The sequence below is a fragment of the Novipirellula methanifontis genome (genome assembly GCF_052161655.1).
Lineage (GTDB): Bacteria > Planctomycetota > Planctomycetia > Pirellulales > Pirellulaceae > Novipirellula.
The window spans coordinates 3868190-3883988 of record NZ_CP197418.1; the positions used below are offsets into that span (position 1 = coordinate 3868190).

Below are 15799 nucleotides of genomic sequence, written 5' to 3' on the forward strand. Positions count from 1 at the left end.
GCTCACTAAGTCAACAGCCCGCTAGCCGCACGGTCAAATTCGAACGTTTTGCTCGCTGAAACTAGGCGGCAACTTTCGGCTTTGTCAGTCCGGGCACCCTGCGATTGCGTTATGCTTAACGACTTCCGCATACTTCTGAGCCGAGATTCGTTATGTCCAAGTTTGTGTCCAAGTGTTTGTGGGGTGGGGGCGTTTGCCTGGCAACGTTGATGTTTGTGGGGTGTATCGAAGAATCGGTGGTGGTGAAGGTTAAACGTGACGGCAGCGGTGTGGTTCACGTGCGAAGATACCAACAGAAGACCACTGTCGGTTTTTCGATCGGCAGTGCGAAGCAAGAATCGTCGTCGGAGAAAGACCCAAACGAGGGTGTGCCGGCGGAGGAAAAGCTGCTGGCCATGGCCGAAACTTTAGGCAAGGGCGTGCGAGTCGAGTCGGTGGAAGCGAAAACCAATCCGCAAGGCTGGAAAGGTTTCGAAGTGGTGTTCGCCTTTGACGATGTCAACGAGTTGGTCCTCAGTGACCAGTTGTTTGAACTTGGACGCAAATCCAAAGACGATGCAGAAAACGCAGACGGCACAGATGCCGATTCGTCCAAGCCCGGTCCACGTGAAGCACTTTCCCTTACCGAAGGCACGCGGTTTCAGCTTCAAGGCGACCGCTTGCTGATTTCACGCGACTGGGACCATCAGCTTCAGGAGAATTCAAATCAGCAACCGCAGCAGGCTACCAAAGATCCGTTTGCCGAAGAGCCCAAAGCGTCTGGCGTGGTTTCGATCACCGGCTCGCAGATGGAAAAGCTCATGAGCCAGGTTTTGAAGGATGCGAGAATGGGGCTGTTCGTGGAATTGGAGAGTGGAATCGGTGAAACCAATGCTCGTTTTCACAACGAAGACCAAGTCACGCTTTTCAAAATTGAAATCGGGCAGCTATTGGAGCAGAAACAATCGGTGGACAATCTATCGCGTTTGAGCCAGCGGTACCGCGGTGCCGAATTGCGAAGCGAAACGCAAAAACTGATCGACCAAATCAACGGCTTGGATGTCGATATCAAAGACCAGATCAGCGTCCAGTTCGCCAAGTAGCTGGCAGACATGCTATCGAGAGAGAATCCCCCAGGACGCCGTTTCGAAAAACGCTCGTTCCCAACACTCCTACCTCGTCTTTTCACGCTCGCCAGGCGGGAGCCTGCAATTCATTGGGTTACCAGGCAGGAGCCTGGGAACCAGTGGTAGCGGAATGTCGCTGATCGCTCAGAACGTGCGATTTATAAGTTGATGTAGGGTGGGTCAAACAAAACCATGTGTCTGGTGGGTCGGCGTTCGCGTTTGAAGGTTTGAATCAAAATCAGTTGTTGGGTGGAGTTCGTCGGTTTTGCGACGACCCACCAGTCACCTCGCAAACTTGCCCACCCTACATTCACTCAGCCCTCATCAAAATCACAAGTAATAAATCGCACGTCTCCCGCGATCTGAACTTTGGACGTTCCCACCTTTCTAGGATCAGGTCACTCTGGCTATAGCAGTCCTTCTAGGCCCTTTTCTTTTAGCTGCTTCGCGACTTCGCGGACGCGTTCCTCGGCGTGCTTTGGCGCGACCAAGGTTGCATCGGGGGTTTGCACGATGATCAAGTCCTCGACGTCTATCGTGACCACGGTGTGGCCGTCGAGGGTGTTCACGATGCAGCCGCTACTGTCGATGCCAACGTGCGATCCGACGACGGTATTGCCGGCAGCGTCCGCCTCGTGCAAACGCGACAACGCTTGCCAGCTGCCGACGTCATCCCATGGAAACTCGGCTTCGATCACGACGACGTTCGGGTATTGCTCCATGACGGCGTAGTCGATTGATTTGCCTTGGATGGCTGCGAATTCTTTCTCGAGCGTCTCGGCGTAGTCGGGTTTGCCAATCCGGTCGGCGATCGCGGCGATGTGCGAATACATCTCGGGCTCGTTCTTTTGCAAAGCGTCGAGGATGGTGGATGCCCGCCACAAGAAAATTCCACTGTTCCAGTAGAACGATCCTGCCGCGACGTAGCGACGAGCGGTTTCGCCATCAGGCTTTTCGCGAAACTGTTTGACCTGGTACACCGACGCGTTTTCGGTGGCAATTGATTCCCCGCGTTCAACGTAACCAAACGATTCGGCTGCGTACGTGGGCGGAATTCCGTAGGTCACAATTCGCGTCGGGTCTTGCTTGATCAACGCTTCGCCTGTGGTAATTGCCGACTGGAACGCTTCGTGCGACATGATCACGTGGTCCGATGGCATCACGGCCATGATGGCATCTTTGTCTTCGTGATGCACAAGGGCGGCCGCCAGACCAACGCAAGGAGCGGTGTCGCGCTTGCACGGTTCGCCAACGATGTTCTTAGGCAACAACGATGGCAATTGCTCCGCGATCGCATCCACTAGCACTTTGTTCGTGACAACCATCTGGCGTGATGCAGGAACGAGATCGCCAAGTCGGTCGACGGTCGATTGGATCATCGTGCGATCCCCGTGCAACGTCAGCAATTGTTTAGGACGAAGCGTTCGACTGGCGGGCCAGAATCGGGTTCCGCTGCCGCCTGCCATGATCACTGCGTAAAGCATGATTTGTCTCTTTCGTTGAGGATTCATCCGTGACGAGCTTCAGCAGCCGTCAATGCCCACTTAATTGTTGTGCACAGCGTAGACCAATGAGCCTAGTTTTGAAACGGTACCGAACGACTCCCCGACCTGATTTGCCTTCTGCGAATCCTTACAATTACCGAGGCGGTTCGGGCAATGCCGCGGGATCGCCTAAGCAGGTCACTATGAGTCATTCCACATAATGATCTGACCCGACGGCGCTAGCCGCGGGCAAGTTTCCTGCGATATTGATGCTCACCGCGGCTAGCGTCCTCGGCTCACAGAATGATTGACGTTTCACCGGTAAATACCGAACTACCTGCCTAGCAGCGTGATTTTCCAGTCGGCAATCGGATGCAGCGTTTCGGCTTGTTCCGTATCGGGCAAGAAAATTCGCACGTCGTCGACGTCGAGTTGCGTCAGGTCGACAGACCGGTCGGATCGCCATTCTCGCTCCTGAGTCCAATCGAACGTTTTTCCTTTCGCCTGAAAGCGATATTGGTCCTCCTCGGCAAGCTGCGTCCGCTGCTTGGGGTCGCCGTAGATCACCGGTTTCAGTCCGAGTCGCTTTGCCGCATCCAAACGGATCGCAATTCCATACGGCTCGTCATCCCAGCGCCCGAGGTGCGAGCGGAATTTGCGTTTGTGCAGCCGGTCTGCCAACGGGACTTCGGAGAAACAGACGACCGGGTATTTCTTTGAACTGGTGATCGCATTGGCAACGATGACACCACTGCGAACGATTCGGGCAAGCGTTTGCAGGGGACTGTTCCCGGACGCAAACGGTTCACTTTCATTGGACCGCGAGAGCAGCAATTCGTCTTGATATTGATGCTCGGTTTGGCCTGGCCAAGGCCCCGTGCAACTGCGAGTCGTGTGTGTTAACCATTGGCCATCGGATCGGGTCCAGGCCGTGTCGCTCAACTCTCTTTGCTCGATATGTGAGTGTGTGGATGGATCGGAAACATTCGGATCTTCACTACTGGCAATACGGGAAGGGCGAGTCAAATACCAACCAATCGCACCTTCGGCAATCAACTCCGCTGCGGCCGACGGCAGGTCGGCGATCACGGCAACACGCGTCGATGTGTCGTGAAGTGCCGCGATTCGCGTTCTCAAGGCGGTGTCGATCTTGCCGCCTCGTCGCACGTACAAACCATCAATGCGATCCGCGATGCCAATCAACACTGCGTCACGCGAGAGTGGTTCGGACGATTGGATCTCGCAGACGTTCGCGTGTTCGCCGGAGTCCCTGTCCTCCCTGTTCACAACCAATTTGACGATCGGGACATGGAACAGTTCAGCAGCTCGCGTGGCAAGCGGCTCGATTGCCGAGCCCGCTGCAACGATTAACGTCGATCGGCTGTGGCGAAGTTCGAGCATTCGTCGGGATAGAAATTGGCAAACCCAGCGGTGCAAATAGGGATCGCGGCCCAACCGGCTGGAGGTCACTGCAACCAGCGGAGCGGGGGTTTCGAGCCAATCGCCGCCGCGAATTTCCGAAGAATGAAGCGATATTCCGGCGCAAACCTCGAGCCGGCCGAGGCGTTTGTCTAGATGGGTAGCGAGGTCGTTGGGCACGTTTCGGGTAACCCGGTTAGAATTTTCCAGGCTAACGGCGTATGTAATACAAACGTAATCTTAATGTATCTTGCTGCTGGGCGGGTTGCCCGATCCGTAGTCCGCAGAAGACAATCGGGCCCGTGATTGCGTTTGAATTGCTATCGTTTCTGTCGCCCGACGTTCCCGGCGTCAGTAAAAAAGTGACGCATTTTGATTGTAGCGGAAGTCGTCAAGACTTTCGTTTTCAGGAATCACCGAAAGCCTTAACGAGTTCCGCTACCTCAGTAACAGAAACGACATCTCCGACGTCCCTAAAGAAGCGGGATAGGCTTCTCGCCTTTTTATACCCCAAAACATTTTCTTGCCTTATCTCGTGTGGTTGCGAATGATTCTGCGATTTAGATTTTCATCGCACGGAGGTTGCACGGATGGTTATCGATTGGGTACGGCAGGAATTTGAATCGTTGGACCTGGGCCACAAGCGGCGGGTGGATCGCGTTGTTAAGTTTGTCTCTCAAGCTTCCTCGATCGGCGAGTCGACACCGGACCGTGTTCGTTCCAAAGCTGACTTGAAGGGAATTTATCGCTTAGCCAACAACCCCAAGGTAGACGTGGATCAAATCTTCGACGCACATCATCAGGCCGCTCGAAAGCGATGCGGCGAGCACAAACGGGTCTTTCTGGATCAGGACTCGTCCGAGTTCGATCTGACCAAGCCAAAGCAGCAGGTCAGCGGGGCAGGACCGCTTTCGGGCGGCAAACGTTTTGGCTTTTTCTACCATCCGCTCTACGCCGTTGCTGCCCCAGGCATCCCCTTGGGAGTGGTCGACCAAGTTCTTTGGACTCGTGATGCGACGTCATTGGAAGTGCCAGCCAAGGAGCGCAAAGCCGAACGGCAGCGACGCTGTTTTGAAGAAAAAGAGAGCAGCCGATGGATGGAAATGATGCAAAGCGGCGAGCAAATCGCCCGCTCGATGCCGCAAACTCAGTTCATTCAGCTTTCCGACAGCGAATCGGACATTGGCGAACTGCTGGCCGAGGCGGCGGAGTTTCCAGAGAACTATGGATTCATCATTCGTCAGTGCCGGACTCAGAAGATCGTCGCCGCCGTCGATGCGGTCACCGGTTCGCCGATTGATGATGTCACGACAATTGAAGAGACGCTTTCAAAGGTCGCTTGGCGTGGAGAGAAAACGGTTTCGATCGGTGGCCGAGACGCTCCGGTGCTTCCAGATGATAAGAAACGAGCTCGGAAACAGGCACGTATTTCACGCGAAGCGCTGGTGCAATTTCGCAGCGTGCGCGTCAAAGTTGCCGGAACCGGGCGGTCCAGCACTGGCAAGTTGACCGACACTTGGATCAATGTGGTGGAGTCGCTCGAGGTGGATCCGCCAATCGGTGAAGCCCCGATTAACTGGATGCTTCTGACAACCCTGCCGGTCAGTTCGGCGGAAGAAATTGACGAGGTTTTGACCGGCTACTGTTTTCGTTGGCTAGTGGAGTTGTACTTCAAAACACTTAAAAGTGGGCTTCACATCGAAGACATGAAGTACGAAACATTGGAGCGTTATATACGAGCGTTTTCGATGCTCACGGTCGTCGCTTGGAGAGTGGAGTACCTCAAGGGCGCCACACGTCATGACGGACAGTCGCCCTGCACGGTCTACTTTAGCGAAGACGAATGGATGGCGATCATGATATTTCTAACTAAACGCCCGGTCGATCCGAAGTCTCCACCAACGATGGAAGCGTTCGGAAAATCGATCGCCATCCTAGGCGGCTACATCGACAAAAAATCGCAGGGTCCTGCCGGCTCAAGAACTCTCTGGCGAGGGATGAACCGTTTCTCGACCATCGTTGAAGCGTTCGTTGCATTCAAGCAAATGAGTTTTGGGGTATAAAAAGGCTTCTCGCCTGTCATAGCTTTCGGTCGACACTCTGGAAGCCTATCCCACATTCAGCACCCGTCCGTTATAAGAGCAACCTCCGCTTCCCCTCCTTGCTGTACTCCGAGAGATCCATGAAAAACACTGTTCGCTGCCTAATCGCCCTCGGTTTGATCGTTTCTACGGGTTCGCTTCGGGCCCAAAACCCCGCAGCCGCCGCCGCTCCGGCAACTCCGGATTCGATCGTGAATGTTTGGCCCAGTGAGCCGCCTGCGTGGACGCCGCCCAGTGAAGCAGAAAAAGACACCAGCGATGAGAATAGCCGCACCGTTGCCGAAAAGTACGTCACTCGGATTGGGAACGTTTCCACGCCGCAGTTGTATGTGTACCAGCCCAAGGCCGATGTGAAATCGGACACCGCGATCGTGGTTTGCCCCGGCGGCGGGTATTCGATTTTGGCATGGGATCTCGAAGGAACCGAGATCGCAGAATGGCTGCAGGAAATTGGCGTTACCGCGATCGTGTTGAAGTACCGTGTTCCGACGCGAAGCGAAGACGAGAATTGGAAGCCAGCGGTCCAGGATATCCAGCGAACGATCAGCATGATCCGCAGCGGAGCGGTCGAAGGTGTGTCGGCTAAACGCGTTGGTGTGCTCGGATTCTCTGCAGGCGGAAACGCATCCGCTCGAGCAGCAACCGCCAGCAAACGTTTCTACGACGCGGTCGATGCCAATGACAAGTCGAACTATGTCCCCGATTTCGCTGTGTTGGTTTACCCTGCATGGCTCGTGGAAAAGGACGACTCGTCCAAATTGATCGATGACATCCAAGTCACCGACACGACGCCACCGATGTTCTTTGCCCATGCACGTGATGATCGCATCAGTTGCTTGGGAAGTGTGACCTTATTTACCGAACTTCAGAAACGCGGGATCAACAGCACATTGCACGTCTTTGGTGGCGGAGGGCACGGCTTCGGCTCACGCCCCAACGACCAGGAAACCGATGCATGGCCCGAACTACTCACTCTTTGGATGCGGGACCTTCAGTGGATCAAGTAAATTTGATGAAATCGACAACGTTGGACATCGGAGATGCTCCGGTCAAGCACGGCGAAGAATGGGCCAATGCGCTAACGCATGGAATCGCTGCCATCGTTTCGACGATCGCGGCTGCTTTTCTCATACGTGCTGCTTTGGACGTCAGCCTTGGGGCGGCGTTTGCAGCGGCCGCTTACATGGCGTCCGTGATTGGGACATTTTTATCCTCAACACTTTCGCACATGATTTTTCGTCAACCGATGCTCGATCATTTGCGAGCCTGGGATCAAGCAATGATCTATACGATGATCTCGGGAACCTACACCCCGATCATCTATTCCCACGCCCCTGATGGAGTGCGGGATCCATTGTTGATTGCGGTTTGGGTTGCTGCGGCAGTCGGTTTTTTTGGCAAAGTACTGCTGCGGCATCGGATCAATTCGATTGGCACCGTGTCGTATTTACTGCTCGGATGGTTACCGGCGATCCCGCTTGCAGGGCACGTTCCCGGGCCACTAGTGACACTGATGGTCACTGGAGGCGTGTTGTATTCGGTCGGAGTCATTCTGCTGATCAACGATTCGAAAGTGAAGTACCTGCACGCGGGCTGGCATTTGTTCGTGATGATGGCCGCCACCGCTCACTTTTTAGGTATTTGGTGGTACACACTGTAAGAGTCAATCCGAAAAGGGGTCTGACCCTCTCCAACCACGTGACCCTCTCCAACCACGCCAAAAACATAATAGTATCGACTCACATCCAAAGGGTCAGACCCCTTTTCGGATAGACTCTAAGCGGACAGACCCTCGGGACGATTGCAACGCGGCCGTGAATTCAGGAAAAGCCACACGTGACTGAATCACCGAATCCTTACCAATCGCCGACACCGTTGGACGAGTCACGTCCGTCGTGGTGGCAGCGGATTCGCAATCTGTTCCAGCCCGGCAAAGAGGGGCGTTACGAAGTCGGATATGATGCCAGCTTGCTCGAGTTTTTACGGGGGCGTTGCATCTTTTTTGAAGGCGTCGTCTTTTTTATTGATGTCGAAGACCGCTCGATTCTGCATGCCGCGATCGCGCTGCGTATCGAAGATCCCGAATTGATTGACCGTACTTGCGATGAAGTCGTTCGAGTGTTTGGAACGTTTTGCCGACATTACCCCGACCTCGAAAAAGGGACGGCAGGACGTCAATTGTGTGTTCGCTTTTTGCGTCTGTACACCGACTTTGACGACGAGATCACCGATCGCAAGATCATCGGCACGATCCCCTTGGCCAAGCCACCCCACTCTGTTGAGGACTGAGTGCAGTTCCTCCGGAAAACGGCAACGGAGGAAGATGACAACGGAGACGCAAAAAATGCTTCACAGGATGGAGGCCTGCTGTTTGCTCTGAGGGGAAATCACTCATGACTTCTGGCACGAGTCATTCTGCCACTTAAGGATCCGGCGGTCCTAAGGAACGCAAAAAACATTGCGGTCGCCGCTAATCACGGGATCGATTTGACGAATCACTACACTGGTTCGGTCTCAAATCTCACTCCGTTCCAGAATCCAGCGTGGTCAATTCGATGTCGATCTGTAGAAAACCTCTCCCTCGATCGCTGCCCCCGATCGCCTCGATATTGATGGTCACGATGTTGGCCCTCGGCATGCTTATGACGGTGAACGGATATGCTGAATCAAATTGGAACCAGTGGCGAGGGCCGGAGCGAGACGGAGTAGTGCAGGAGACGGTTTGGCCCAGCGGATTGCAGGGCAAGCTCAGTGAGCTTTGGACACGCGAATTGGCACCGAGCTACAGCGGCCCGATTGTGCAAGACGGATTGCTATTCACAACCGAAACCGTCGACAAAAAGATAGAACGCGTCACCGCTTATGACTTGAGCACAGGAAATGTGGCGTGGACGCAGCAATGGGAAGGATCGCTTGCGGTTCCGTTTTTCGCAGCTGCTAATGGTGATTGGATTCGTGCAACGCCAGCCAGTGTGCCCGGTTCGCTCGTGGTGCTGGGGATGCGTGACGTGCTGGTGCATTTCGATACCAAAACAGGTAACGAAGTTTGGCGAATCGACTTTCCCAATCAATTCAAAACACCGCTTCAGCCTTTTGGTGCGGCGAGCTCACCGCTGATTCATGATGGAGCTGTATTTGTACAGCTCGGCGGCGGGCTGACGAAGGTGGAGTTGAAAACAGGCGAAGTTTTGTGGCAAGTGTTTGCGTCTGGTGGCGACATGATGTCGACCGGAGCGTTCTCGAGTCCCACTGTCGCGACGATCGCTGGCCAAGAGCAATTGCTCGTGCAAACTCGAACGGAACTTTGCGGTGTGTCGCTCGATTCGGGTGCAGTGTTCTGGAAAGAACCGATCAAGGCGTTTCGCGGTATGAACATCCTTACCCCATTACCGATCGGCGACGCCGTCTTCACTGCCGCGCATAGTGGATCGAGTCAACTGTTTGACATCACACGCGACGGTCAGAAGTGGACGGTGAAGGAGCGATGGCAGCAGAAGACGCAAGGCTACATGTCGTCGCCGATCGTGATCGATGATTCAATCTACCTACATATGAAAAACGAACGCGCCGTCTGTCTGGCGTTGGCAGATGGCAAAATTCGCTGGACGAGTCCGCCGGTGGGCAAGTACTGGAGCATGGCTCGTAACGGCAACAAAATTCTGGCACTCGCCAACAACGGAACGTTGCGATTGATCGAAGCGACGCCGGATCGATTTAACGTGATTGACGAAATGAAAGTTGCCAACGATAGCTGGGCACACATCGCCGTGCAGGGCAATTTCGTTATCGTCCGAGCATTGGATCGGTTGACGGTGTTTCGGTGGAACGACGGTGGTAGCGAGAACAGCGCTGCAAAGTAGTTGCAGCTCGCTAGAATTCTCGATACGAGAACCGGGTTCATCCACGCTAGGATCTGGGAAAATTCTGCAAAAGGCAGACAACATCACATCGCGGCGTTAGATCAGGTCGACGATGCTTCCGAACTCGGGATCGATCAGTCGGCGGTAGGTGCGGACGGCGAAGCGATCGGTCATTTGCGCAAGCGTGTCACAGATGATTCGTGCGGAAGTGTGACTGTCGCCGTTTGCCGCCGCCAATGCCGCTTCGGTCTCAGCAGGCAGCAGCCGAAGTGGGCGTTTGCGACCGCCGAGGTAATTGTCGGCAAAGATCTTGTAAAGCTCGCCAAGCACGCGGCCCGCCTTGTGGTCGAGCTGCTGCAACTGCGGAGATCGGAACACGAGATCTAGCGAGATGCGTTTGTAAAGTTTCGACTCGGCGGCAGCCTCCGGCGTGACCGTGACGTTGTAGCGGTAGCGTGCACTGTGGGCGGACATCAAGTTGTCCGGAGCAGCGACGATGTCGGCCGCGGCGATGAAGTGGCCTACTTTACGGCCCATCAATGGCTCCAATCGGCGGCGGCGTATGGCACTGCAAAGATCGGCGATGTGTTTGTCGTCGTCATCTGTCGTGTCGTTCGTCTCGGCCCACCGCTCTAAATGTTCTAGACTGATGAATCCCGCGTGGTTGCCATCGACGATGTCGTTGAGCGAGTAGGCGGTATCGTCAGCCCAATCCATGATCTGGCATTCGACCGATTTGAATCCATTGCGGACCGCGCCCGGTTGCAGTTCCGTCAGGAACGCGTCGCTGCCGAAAGTGAATTCCAGGAATTGTTTTTGTGTGTCGTAGACGAAGTGGTTGGCCACGTCGGGGGTTTCCGAGAGCAGCGTTTTGTACTTCAGCGTCGCGTCGAGAAATGCGCGAGAGGGATCCATGCCTTGCTTGCCATAAATGGTCTCGGTTAGCAGCCGAAGCGTTTGAGCATTGCCCTCGAATCCGCCATGGTCACGCATCAGTTCGTGCAGCACACGTTCGCCCGCGTGACCGAAGGGCGGATGACCGATGTCGTGTGACAGGCATGCGGCCTCGACGAGATCGGGGTCGATGAAATAATCGTCGCGTAACGAGTCGTTGGTAACCTTCAGCCGGCCACAGATCGAGCGGCCAATTTGAGCGACTTCCAGTGAGTGGGTAAGCCGCGTGCGATAGAAGTCGTACTCACCCGACAGGAAGACTTGCGTTTTGCTCTGCAGGCGGCGGAAGGCAGAGGTGTACAGGATGCGGTCGCGGTCGATCTGAAACGGTGTGCGATAGTCGTCCGCGCGTCGCCGGTCGGGCCCCGAGAGCGGTTGGGTATCGAAGTCGTTATAGAACGTGTTTGCCATCATGAGTTGCGATTGAACGGAGAATGGAGATTCAGATCGGTTTGTTGTATCGAATAAGAGCTCAGCCGTCTTTACATGCCCGTCACGATACAACATCGAGGTTCGGCTGATCGCATCGCAGACGACATCGCTTGCTAAAAAACGTCCGTGACCGATCATTTATGAGACGAAAACGGAGCAGTAAGCATCGCGACAAGATTGCGAGGATTGAATGGGTGAAAGCTAGCGTTATTCGTTGGCGATTGCGATATTTGCAGCCTTGTGCTATGTTTCGGCGCCGCTTTCAGCGGCTGTGAGCAACCTCAGAGAACCATCCCCGGGGCTCACAAGGTTGATCCCCCCCGTCAGATCACGCGATTTGCGGTCCGCATTTCTTTGTGTACCGTAGATTCTCGCGGCGATCACCGAAAGTTCCGGCTACTCCACTGCCGCGAACTTGTCACTTGACACTCTGAGCAGGCGTGCAAGTCGCCCCTGCCGATAGCAGCTCAATCCTTTTTCAGTGGAATTTCCATGTTCCCGAAGCAGTAACATTTTGAAAGCACCTAAGCGTATCCAACCTTTGATCGACGACGGCATGGTCGATGAAGTCCTTCGTTCCCTGATGAGTGGCAAAGAGGCCCAAGTTTATCTTGTGCGTTGTGGTCAGGAGATTCGCTGCGCCAAGGTATACAAAGAGGTGGCCGATCGCAGTTTCAAAAAATCGGTGCTGTACCAAGAAGGGCGAAAAATCCGTAACAGCCGCCGACAACGAGCGATGGGAAAGCGTTCTAAATTCGGCCGTGATCAACAGGAGGTCGTTTGGCAAAGAGCCGAAGTGGACGCACTCTATTTACTCGCCGAAGCGGGAGTCCGCGTTCCTAAGGCCTACGGTTTCTGTGACGGCGTGTTGTTGATGGAGCTGATTACTGACGCGGACGGCGATGTGGCTCCGCGGCTGAACGATATCGCGTTGTCTGCAGAACAGGCCGTGAGAGATCATGCAACGGTCATGAACTATGTCTTGCGTATGTTGTGCGTCGGACTGGTGCACGGCGATTTGTCCGAATTCAATGTGCTTCAGAACGAAGAAGGCCCGGTCATCATTGACTTGCCACAAGCCGTGAATGCCGCAGGGAACAACAATGCTAAAAGTATGCTGCAGCGTGATGTTGGCAACATCACCGAATACTATTCGCAGTATGCCCCAGAGTTGGCAGACACTCACTACGCCGAAGAGATATGGGACCTGCACGAAAAGGGTGAACTCAAACCTGACTACAAACTAACGGGTGAGTTTGCGTTTTCGACAAAGGCAGCCGATGTCGATGGAGTGCTGCACCTGATCGACGTTGCGTACAACGAAGAACAGGAACGTCTGGAAAGAATGCAAAACGGATAGGACCGTCGGAACCATTACTGACGTAGCGAAACACTCGCGAGAGTTTCGGCCTATGCTGTGATTCACGAAAGTCTTGACGACTTCCGTTACATTCAGCGAACTCGATAGCCGATCGATTTAAGTTTTTCTTGCACGCGGGCGAGATGATCGCCTTGGATTTCGATCTGGTTTATTTGCAGCGATCCGCCGGCACCAATTGCGGACTTTAGCTCTGACAATAGCTTTGGCAGGTCTGTTTCCTCGTGCTTGAGGTCCTTGACGATCGTCATCACACGCTTGTTCTTGCGTTTCTCGGTGAACACCTTTGCCGTTTGCTTTTCAGCCGGCAAATACTCGTGAGCCGGAGGCGGGCACTTGCATGCTTCTTCGAGTTCGCCGCAACGATCACACGTGGGCGGAATGTCGAACGGGGTGCCTGCGAAAAGTCGTGTCATCGTTTCAAGAATGTTTTGATTGAGGCAGTAGAGGAGAGTGCGGTGCGGGTTGTTGACTTAGTGAGCCGTGACGCGTAAGCGGCCGGGTTCCGTGCATTACCCGTTGCCTTACAGCCCGCGGCTCACCACTTCGATTTAATCAGCAGCCGGCTAGTTCGGTTCCCGCGTTCAACCAGGGCTAGCGCGCAATCGCAACGCTGTGAAACATTTCGTAGTGGAACTCGCGCGAGAGTTTCGGATCATTCGACAAATGCAACGAAAGTCTTGACGACTTCCGCTACGGCCATCACTAGCTTTTAGCTCTGAAAAAGCTTTAGGCTGCAAAGCGACCTTTGTCTTCGTCGCTCTTAGCCTCATCGGCTCGCGTCGCTTCGTCAATCCGAGGGACTTTTTCTTCGAATAATGGTCGTTTGGGTCGTCGTTCGGATTCCATCCGGTCGAACAGACTGCCCAACAATTTTGGATGAAAGCAAACGTAGCCCCAAATCAAACCGAATGCCGCTCCGCCAAACACGTCACTGATGAAGTGAGCTCCAGAGTACATCCGGTGCAACATCGTGCCAAGCAGCATCATTGCGAACACCCAGCGACCTCGCGGTAACACGGCGGCCAGCCCGATCGCGAACGCGGCTGCGACTGCCATATTCGAACTGGGAAAGGCCCGGGTGCCTGCGTCGAACGTCGCGACTTGATCCAGCGACCAATCGAACACCCAATGCCAAGCTTTGTCGTAAGTCGCGATGTCAAGATTGATGCGACTGGGACGCTCTCGCAATACAAACATTTTGGCGATAGTCGATACCGCACCGGCGCCCATGGCAAGCACGGCAAGCCGGGGGACATAGCGGCGGCGACGCGGTGCCATCAACAAAATGCAGAGCAGAATCAAAAAGACGCCAGTTGCATGCGAAAAGTAGCCCGCTAATTCAAACAGGCTCGCCACCTCTTTCGAGGGCCGATTGATCGCCAGCCAACGACCGACTGGAACGTCGATCAACGTCAACATAGGAACGATTAATAGCGAGATGCCCGACATCCACATCAAACTGGTGGTGCGGAACGGAGCAAGCTCGTCAGCGTCGGCGCCGCCAAACATCGACAACTTGGATCGAGATTTCGCGTAGTCACGATGGGACATTAGTACCACTTTCGATGTGAAACATGATCCGTGCAACACGAGGGGGCTCTCGCAACACCAGAAGGAACATCAAGAGGGACCGTAGCTAATTTCGGGCGGCTCGCGAAAGAGCAGCCGAGCGAGAATTCTTAGAGAATCAGTGCAGATAGCAAAGCGTTTTACGGTGTTTTATTAAGAAAACACGATTCAGAAACGGCAAAACGACAGCGTTTTTCCAGTCGTCACCACTGCTCGTGCCGTAACCTAAAAATTTCCGTCCGTTCTGAAACGCTCGTCCGCAGGCTCTGCCCAGCGTCGTGCACGATATTAAGGCTGCAAATTACAGAATTTGCATTTCGTAGCTACGCTCGCCAGAGCGTGGATTGTTGGCGTCCATTGCGAATCACCACCTTCTGGCGAAGGTAGCTACCAGAAAATCGTTCACGGCGTTGGGCTCTGCCTTGGAACGCATTGCTCCCGAGGCTCCGCCTCGACCGCCCCTATTCGGCAGCCTGCAAGGCAGTGGGTTCCCAGGCAGAGCCGGGGAACCAGGAAGCTGGACTTGAGACGCGACGCCCCTATCGCTCGCGGAACAGTTCGCTGATCGATTGGTCGTGGTGAATCCGCTTGATCGCTTCGGCCAACAGCGGGGCGACGCTCAATTGAACCATATTCGGCAATTGCTTTTCTGCTGGCAACGGAATCGAATCGGTCACGATGATCGAATCGATCGGAGCGTCACGCAGTCGTTCGATCGCCGGGCCGCACAAAATTCCGTGCGTGCAAGCAATATGAATTTCCTTGGCACCCGCCTGGTGAACCAAGCGGGCGGCACCACAGATGGACCCCGCCGTGCTGATCATATCGTCAAACAACAAGGCGATTTTGCCTTCGACCGGGCCACCGATGATCGTACTCTGGCGTACTTCGGTCGCACTGGTTCGGCGTTTGTCGACAATCGCCAGCGATCCGCCGAGGCGTTTACCGTGACCCACGGCCCGTTTGATACTGCCCTCGTCGGGACTGACCACGACGATTTCTTCGTCTTTCAGACCGCGAGCGAGAAAGTGATCGTTCAGAACCGGAGCGGCGTACAAGTGGTCCACCGGCACGTCAAAGAAACCTTGGATCTGAGCCGCATGCAAATCCATCGTTAACACGCGGTCCGCGCCGGCTCGCGCGATCACATTGGCCACCAATTTCGCGGTGATCGGCACCCGACCTTCGTCTTTGCGGTCTTGCCGTGCGTAGCCAAAGTAGGGGATCACGGCGGTGATCCGTTCGGCACTGGCTCGTTTGCAGCAATCGATCATCACCAACAACTCGAACAGGTTGTCGTTGACCGGTGGGGAAGTCGGCTGGACGAGAAACACGTCGCGGCCGCGGACGTCTTCGTCCAGTTTGCAATAGTTCTCGCCGTCAGGAAATTTGCCCAGCGTAATTTTCGCCGGTTCAAGATGCAGATGCTTACAAATTCGATCGGTCAGATCGCGGTTGGCTCGGCCGCTAAAAATTTTCAATTCACGCATGA

13 protein-coding genes are annotated in these 15799 nt (G+C 54.6%); 7 read left to right on the forward strand and 6 right to left on the reverse strand.

Annotated features, from left to right (window positions below; genetic code table 11):
- Positions 1-152: 152 nt before the first annotated feature.
- Positions 153-1082: a hypothetical protein gene (locus tag SH528x_RS13525; RefSeq protein ID WP_442511046.1), complete on the forward strand. Its 930-nt coding sequence runs from the start codon at positions 153-155 to the stop codon at positions 1080-1082.
- Between the two features lie 431 nt (positions 1083-1513).
- Here SH528x_RS13525 and SH528x_RS13530 read toward each other — a convergent pair whose 3' ends face one another.
- The gene (locus SH528x_RS13530) at positions 1514-2590 is read right to left on the reverse strand and encodes a mannose-1-phosphate guanylyltransferase (protein WP_442511047.1); all 1077 of its coding nucleotides are present in this window, start codon (positions 2588-2590) and stop codon (positions 1514-1516) included.
- A 333-nt stretch (positions 2591-2923) separates the two neighbouring features.
- Positions 2924-4189: a hypothetical protein gene (locus tag SH528x_RS13535; RefSeq protein ID WP_442511048.1), complete on the reverse strand. Its 1266-nt coding sequence runs from the start codon at positions 4187-4189 to the stop codon at positions 2924-2926.
- Between the two features lie 410 nt (positions 4190-4599).
- Between SH528x_RS13535 and SH528x_RS13540 the strand changes: the two genes are divergently transcribed.
- The 5 genes from SH528x_RS13540 (at position 4600) to SH528x_RS13560 (ending at position 9971) form a co-directional block, all read left to right on the forward strand.
- Positions 4600-6072 (forward strand): IS4 family transposase, encoded by a 1473-nt coding sequence (locus tag SH528x_RS13540; protein ID WP_442506501.1) that lies wholly within the window; start codon positions 4600-4602, stop codon positions 6070-6072.
- 119 nt (positions 6073-6191) lie between these two features.
- Positions 6192-7118: an alpha/beta hydrolase gene (locus SH528x_RS13545; RefSeq protein ID WP_442511049.1), complete on the forward strand. Its 927-nt coding sequence runs from the start codon at positions 6192-6194 to the stop codon at positions 7116-7118.
- 5 nt (positions 7119-7123) lie between these two features.
- Positions 7124-7771: a PAQR family membrane homeostasis protein TrhA gene (trhA, locus tag SH528x_RS13550; RefSeq protein WP_442511050.1), complete on the forward strand. Its 648-nt coding sequence runs from the start codon at positions 7124-7126 to the stop codon at positions 7769-7771.
- A 176-nt stretch (positions 7772-7947) separates the two neighbouring features.
- Positions 7948-8400, forward strand: a complete 453-nt coding sequence (locus tag SH528x_RS13555; RefSeq protein ID WP_442511051.1) for a hypothetical protein — start codon at positions 7948-7950, stop codon at positions 8398-8400.
- Positions 8401-8723: 323 nt separating this feature from the next.
- Positions 8724-9971 (forward strand): PQQ-binding-like beta-propeller repeat protein, encoded by a 1248-nt coding sequence (locus tag SH528x_RS13560; protein WP_442512128.1) that lies wholly within the window; start codon positions 8724-8726, stop codon positions 9969-9971.
- Between the two features lie 96 nt (positions 9972-10067).
- On the opposite strand, the gene dgt is transcribed toward SH528x_RS13560, so the two are convergent.
- Positions 10068-11339, reverse strand: coding sequence for a dGTP triphosphohydrolase (gene dgt / locus SH528x_RS13565; RefSeq protein ID WP_442511052.1), 1272 nt, complete (start codon positions 11337-11339; stop codon positions 10068-10070).
- A gap of 532 nt (positions 11340-11871) precedes the next feature.
- Here dgt and SH528x_RS13570 point away from each other — a divergent pair.
- Positions 11872-12717 carry a PA4780 family RIO1-like protein kinase gene (locus tag SH528x_RS13570; protein WP_442511053.1) on the forward strand — a complete coding sequence of 282 codons (846 nt, stop codon included), beginning with the start codon at positions 11872-11874 and terminating at the stop codon, positions 12715-12717.
- A 92-nt stretch (positions 12718-12809) separates the two neighbouring features.
- On the opposite strand, the gene SH528x_RS13575 is transcribed toward SH528x_RS13570, so the two are convergent.
- The 3 genes from SH528x_RS13575 to SH528x_RS13585 form a co-directional block, all read right to left on the reverse strand.
- Positions 12810-13151, reverse strand: a complete 342-nt coding sequence (locus tag SH528x_RS13575) for a translation initiation factor (protein ID WP_442511054.1) — start codon at positions 13149-13151, stop codon at positions 12810-12812.
- Positions 13152-13464: 313 nt separating this feature from the next.
- Positions 13465-14289 (reverse strand): phosphatase PAP2 family protein, encoded by an 825-nt coding sequence (locus tag SH528x_RS13580; RefSeq protein ID WP_442511055.1) that lies wholly within the window; start codon positions 14287-14289, stop codon positions 13465-13467.
- A gap of 557 nt (positions 14290-14846) precedes the next feature.
- Positions 14847-15797 (reverse strand): ribose-phosphate diphosphokinase, encoded by a 951-nt coding sequence (locus tag SH528x_RS13585; RefSeq protein ID WP_442511056.1) that lies wholly within the window; start codon positions 15795-15797, stop codon positions 14847-14849.
- Positions 15798-15799: the final 2 nt, after the last annotated feature.